The organism is Paenarthrobacter sp. NPDC057355, assembly GCF_042667405.1.
Lineage (GTDB): Bacteria > Actinomycetota > Actinomycetes > Actinomycetales > Micrococcaceae > Arthrobacter.
The window spans coordinates 1-5680 of the sequence record NZ_JBHVAL010000040.1; the positions used below are offsets into that span (position 1 = coordinate 1).

The 5680-nt window shown below is 58.7% G+C and carries 6 protein-coding genes; 2 read left to right on the top strand and 4 right to left on the bottom strand.

Going from position 1 to position 5680, the window contains the following annotated elements; translation table 11 throughout:
- The coding region (locus ACFUOZ_RS21200; RefSeq protein ID WP_377551976.1) for a hypothetical protein at window positions 1-1563 on the bottom strand (1563 nt) is incomplete at its 3' end.
- Window positions 1564-2099: 536 nt separating this feature from the next.
- Here ACFUOZ_RS21200 and ACFUOZ_RS21205 point away from each other — a divergent pair.
- Window positions 2100-2366: an LGFP repeat-containing protein gene (locus ACFUOZ_RS21205; protein WP_377551979.1), complete on the top strand. Its 267-nt coding sequence runs from the start codon at window positions 2100-2102 to the stop codon at window positions 2364-2366.
- A gap of 328 nt (window positions 2367-2694) precedes the next feature.
- Here ACFUOZ_RS21205 and ACFUOZ_RS21210 read toward each other — a convergent pair whose 3' ends face one another.
- The 3 genes from ACFUOZ_RS21210 to ACFUOZ_RS21220 form a co-directional block, all read right to left on the bottom strand.
- The gene (locus ACFUOZ_RS21210; RefSeq protein WP_377551981.1) at window positions 2695-2895 is read right to left on the bottom strand and encodes a hypothetical protein; all 201 of its coding nucleotides are present in this window, start codon (window positions 2893-2895) and stop codon (window positions 2695-2697) included.
- A gap of 104 nt (window positions 2896-2999) precedes the next feature.
- The gene (locus ACFUOZ_RS21215; protein ID WP_377551984.1) at window positions 3000-4403 is read right to left on the bottom strand and encodes an esterase/lipase family protein; all 1404 of its coding nucleotides are present in this window, start codon (window positions 4401-4403) and stop codon (window positions 3000-3002) included.
- A 38-nt stretch (window positions 4404-4441) separates the two neighbouring features.
- The gene (locus ACFUOZ_RS21220; RefSeq protein WP_377551987.1) at window positions 4442-4945 is read right to left on the bottom strand and encodes a hypothetical protein; all 504 of its coding nucleotides are present in this window, start codon (window positions 4943-4945) and stop codon (window positions 4442-4444) included.
- Between the two features lie 628 nt (window positions 4946-5573).
- Between ACFUOZ_RS21220 and ACFUOZ_RS21225 the strand changes: the two genes are divergently transcribed.
- On the top strand, window positions 5574-5680 hold a 107-nt coding region (locus ACFUOZ_RS21225; RefSeq protein ID WP_377551989.1), incomplete at its 3' end, for a recombinase family protein.

Below are 5680 nucleotides of genomic sequence, written 5' to 3' on the forward strand. Positions count from 1 at the left end.
GGTGAACGAGAACGATTCCCGCACCATCTCCGGTGAACCCGTCACACCCATCCCGGCAAGAACCTGCAAATCCTCCACCGACAACGAATCAAAAAGCACCCCCTCCGAAGTACGACCCTTCTCCAACTCCGTACGGGTCTTCACCTTTTCCTTATACGCCTTCACCTCCTCCTCAGACATCGGCTTTGATTTCTCCGGGTCAGGCAGGCAGGACTCATTCGCCCCGCCCGAGGCACCGCACACCGGCACCGTGACCGCAGCTACGGGGCGCAGCTTCGAAGACCGGTACGGGTTCGCCAGATCCTCCGCCGTCAACACACCCGCGGCCGGATCACGGGTAAAACGCGGCGGCTTGACGGATTTTCCATCAGCGCCTCGGTAGACGCCGGTCATGTAACGTGTGCGGATCCCGGTTTCCAGGGCCGCCCCGATCTTCCCCTCCGTCGGATTCACCTTCGCCAATTCCAATATCAACCGGGCCCGCTCCACCACCGTAGGTGAGGCCTGGGCTCGGGTCGCAGCTACCGCCTGTGCAGCCGCCCGGAGTCGCCACGGGTGGGAGGTGATGGAGAGCTTTTCAACAGGGATCGGTGACAGCTCAGGGTGGGCTTTCAAATGATCGATCAGCAACGTCATCTCAGATTCCCCACCCACCGTCAGGACCTCAGGCATTTCCAACTGCCCCTTGAGCCGCTTTGCTGGCCCGGACGGATCCTCCGGCGTGCCATTCCGGAAGACGCTATAGGGGACGTCCATCTCAAGAAACCGGCCGTCGGTGCCGCGTGGGTTGGTGTCTGCTTTGTAATCAGCCGAATGGATGAGCTCGTGCCCCAGAGACTGGACCGGGTCACTTCCGATTACAGCACCGGTGTCGAAGTCACGGTAAGCGGTTATCGTGGCCGGGTCGTAGCGGACGTAGGAGGAGGCCCCGGCCCGGCTGAGATTGAGAGCAGCTGCTTGCGCGCCTTCGCCTGGGGTGGGGAAGATGACGACGCCGATCTCCGGGTTCGCTGTTCCCTTAGGCAGGCCCCGGCCGCTGTGATCAATCCACTGGTTGTACGCCCCTCCGGGGGAGTGTTTCAGGGTGCCGGCGATTTTCATGATGGTCTTACCCGACCCGGTGGACCATAACCGGTCCAAGTCAGCGGTGATCTGATCAACATTACGCTGCCACACCCCCACATCATCAAAGGAGTCCCACTTAGTAAAATTCCGCCAAGGACCCCCTGGTGCGTTGTGGTTAGCGATCCAGATCCCGGGGTAGACCTCCACCGCGTCAAACTGCGGAACATCCGCAGGGGACTTTCCGGGTGCTGTCGGGAATCCGATCCTGCGGACCTTGTTCGGGTCGGTGACTTTCGGTGGGGTCGTCGGGACCACTACCGGCGGGGTAGCGTTAGCGGCCGGCCCGGCCGCGACATCCACGACAACGAACAATGTCAATGTCACCGCCACGGCCAGTATCACGCCCAGGAGCCGGGCCAGCACACCCGAACCGTCACGCCCTGCCAGCCCCCGGCCGGCAGCAACACCGGCTGTACTGGACCACAAACCCAAAACCATCAAACACACCTTCCACACAAGGAGGGGCGGTGACCACCACAAGACGGCACCGCAGAACAAGGCACCCGCACACTCCCGGCACCACGACGAATACGACCAAACCCCATTTCCGTGACGAACCCCAGCTGCGCGAGCCGCACCGATCTTCCAACTCGGCCGGGTCCGGTCTGCCGATACTGGGAACCAGAACACGCCCGGTCCTGGGGTGTGTGGTTTCTTGGGTGTGTGTTGGTGATGGTCAAGGTGGAGGTGGTGTTTTTTGAGCCGTGGGACTCCACATGTCCTTGGTCAACCGGGCACGGGGAACGCAGGGAACCGTCGAGCTGCCGGATCCGAACCGGGGTACCAGGGCTCCGTACCCGTGGGCGCTTCTGCTGCGACATCCAATCCAGATTCCTCTCCAGCGGCGGCGCAACCGGAGAACTGGGATTCCCCACCGCGTCCAAGCGGCCTATCGCCGGGGGACGGGTCCAAGACTTCGCCGATGTCGCCGATATCTGGGGACCGGGGTCGGGGCGAAGGTCATCGGCCACGAGATGTACGGCAGGTGGTCAACCAAAGCCAGCCCGCACCCGCACTGCGTCTGGGGCGCCATCGGTGCTCTATGGGTGCAGACGGAGCGCGAAGCCGGGCCCCTGGGCTACCCGACTTCGGAGGAAACCCGTGCACGTGAAGGTGTGTTCCTGCGGTTCGGGCATGGCACCGTGTTCCATTCCCCCGCGACTGGGACCTACATGACCACAAGCGGGGAAATCCAGAACCGCTTCGTCGCAGGCGGAGGAGCAGAAGGTGGACTGGGATAACCCACCAGCAACAAAACATCGTTCGCCGGCGGCTACGTCCAGTCCTTTTCCAAGGGAGACATCATCTGGGACCTGGTGTCGGCGCACGAGGACTCGGCCACGGCATTTATCAGAAATGGGCAGCCAACCCGGGCCAGTTCGGATGGGCCCTAACAGACGAATGGCAAGACCGGCGCGGAGCGCGCGTGCAATTCCTGCACCGCGAAGTCATCTGGGGACTTTGCCACGGCCGAACTCTACTCGGCCGAACCCGTTGAAAACTCCACGATGGTCTTGTGGGGGACTCCCGGTTGGCCAGCCCCGGTGTCGACTCGGGGTATTGCCGGCCTCATTTGTCGGTGAACTCATCGAGGCGTTCCTTGGCGGCTGTCTCGGATGGTGCTGTATAGGCCGGGCGAAGGTCCAGGGCATTTCGGTCAAGCTTTTGGGATGCATACCTGAACGTGATGCCTTTCCACCACAGCACCGATACCGCTCCCCTATCCCTCAGGTGCTGGTACCCCGCGGCATCCACGGTTATCCTAGTCAAGCCAAATGGGACCCCTTCCAATAGCGTTGATGCTGGGGCTGGGCCACAGGCATCGTTCCGTCTACTTTGGAACGATTCGACGTCTTGTAGCGTTTTCGAGCGCATCATTTGGGTTTCATGCTGTCGTATACAGTAGACAATGGCTGGTTTTTGTCTGAGAAATCATATCCGATGGGCCACCTGGCGTTTTTATTCGAGAGGGATGCGGTGAGGCTTGTTTCCTCACTTAGGGCAATTTTGCCGCCGGCGGGAATTGTTGCGGCCCAGTAGGCAGTGGAATTTCCGCAGAGAACGTAGTCACCGTCTGGCCATTCTCTCCATTGGCATTTGAAGTCAGGGAGATGTGTAATGGATTTTCCATGGGCGTCATAAACGTCGAACGAGATAGCGTCAGGATTATTGCTTGGATGCCGTATTGAAGCGCCTTGCCCTTTCAGGGCAAACACATCAAGTCTAACTGATCCGACATTTCCATCGGACTCAACTTTGCATTCCTCTATTCCCTTGCATTCAATTGCTGGTGATAGTTCGATAGTTTCCGGTTCGTGAAGCAGATCGTGTTCTCGAGACTGCGGAAGTGTTGGTCGCTCCTTGTCTGCTTTATCGAAGGCCTTATTGATGAATTTCGAGATATTCGCTGCGGCTTCGGGAATGTTGGGTTGTCCCCCATGCCAGCACCGTGAGTTTATCGTGCCTTTGGAGATATCTTCGGTCCCACAATCAATTATTGCCGGACCGCCAAGTCCTTTAACGCTTTGGGCGGTTTGAAGCGCCGAATCATTGCGTACGAGGAGATCGCCCAGGTCGGCATCGATCGGGATTTGCCTGCCGAAGAAGCTAGTTACTATCTTCACCGGAGTTGCAACGGCGTAGACGGGGAGTGACGCTGGGGCTGCGGGGAGTCTACCAAGATGATCCGATCCTGGGATGAACGCCTGTCCGGCGGGCGACATCAATGTGCCCAACGTCTTGCAAAAAGTATTTGGCTTACCGGAGCAAAAGGCGGCTCGTAGCACCGAGAAGGTGGTGTTCAGGCCTTTGCTGAGCCAGAATGATCCGAGGTTCGGTGTTCCGAGTGTGGCGACTGCCGCCGTTTTCGCAGCCGTTCCGGGAACTTCTGAGCAAGCTTCGTTTAGTGCGCAACGGATGGCGAGACCTCCCATGGAATGTCCCACCAGCGCCACTTTGCCAATGCCACCGACACTAGAGGATTGGGCGGCAAGTTCCATAATACGGTTTGCCAGTGATTTCCCGATCCTGGTGTCGGTCACCCATTGCGTGCTCGCCGTGGAGTAATCAAACAGGCTGACACACGTCCCACCAGTCGTTCCCAGCGTCCGGCGGGAATCATCACCCCAGGAAGCGGGGCTTCCATCGAATCCGTGGACGAGAAGCACAGGCCTGAGCGCTGCGCCTATGTTTACTGACTCGCAGTTTGGAATTTCTGCGTGTTGTTCGGAAGGAGTCACCTTGGCACTTGCTGGTCCAGCGGATAGTAGAGCTGCCATAAGGAGCATCGTTGCGGTAAGGAGGTGCGTCGATCGCCTCATTTCGGTTGCTCCTCTGTTCCGTAGGCAAACCATTCACCTGAAATGTTAACCAATTTGATAATGTACTTTCCTGTTTTCTCGCCAGTTAGCTCGACTGTCATCTCGGCCCTGTTGTCATGCATTATTGTTCCGCCGACGGGTGTTACTTTCGTTCCAGCTGGCAAAAGTGGCTCAAGTATTGAATTGCGGATATTCGGAGCAACAATCTTTAGTTGCTCATTTTCATCTGCGCTGTTTAGCGCCGCTGCCACATCTGATACGACAGCTGGAGGCAATTCCGTAGCCTCTGGTTGCTCTTGCGCATGCTCGATGGGCGGGGGAAGGGGAGCCGCTTTCCCGGGATCACCGCTTGCTGTGGGGTCGGCACTGGTGACGTTGCGTACCGGGTCTGTTGTTGAACCGTGCATCGGAGCAGTAACTTGAGTGCACGCAACCAGTGCAACACACGCCCCGGCAAGAAATAGAGACGCCGTCAATTGGCGCTTCTTGGGACCAAACATCGTGATCAGAAAACCGTTACGGTCGTAATGTGCCAGCCGGCTGCGACACCGTCGAATGGATGTGTTTCGACCCGGCTCGCACCCATGCGCGGCATTCCCGATACCATGCCATTCCCTCGGTGTGTACGTAGGCCCGCCAAAGCCCCCCTCCCAAGGCAGCCTTGGGCGGCACAATCGAAAACTGTCACAGGTATCCTCCAATCAATAGCGCTTCAACGCGCGAACCCGCTCGCAATCATAGGAGCGGGTCGTTGGCTTACATCGACCAAGACATCTCTGCCCTCTCGAAATGACGCAACCGTTGCTGGACCCGTATCAAAGAGGCGGCGGGGTCTTTTGCTGCCGGCAGTTGCGTCCATCTGCAGTTCGGGATCCTTCTCTTGGCACAGGAGCGGGATTCGCCCCACCCTTGGCCGTGCGACATTGCCGACCTCGCAGAGGTTCTTCCTCTACTAATAGGGAGATGAATGAACTCGGACTCTGAGTGCCCGTTTGTCGGTCCTTCACCGTGCGTCCCATGCTGCTTAGTCACTTCCGCTCAGTTGCTGGTCGGGAGCATGTGCGTAAGACCCGCACGGTGGGATGCGCGGTGATGGGGGGATTACTGCAACAATGTGGTGTGACTGGAATGAAGATCGGCTATGCCCGGGTCTCGACGAATGATCAGGACCTCACAGCTCAACGGGACGCGCTGCTTGCCTTGGGGGTGGGGGAGGGGCGGATCTATGTTGATCA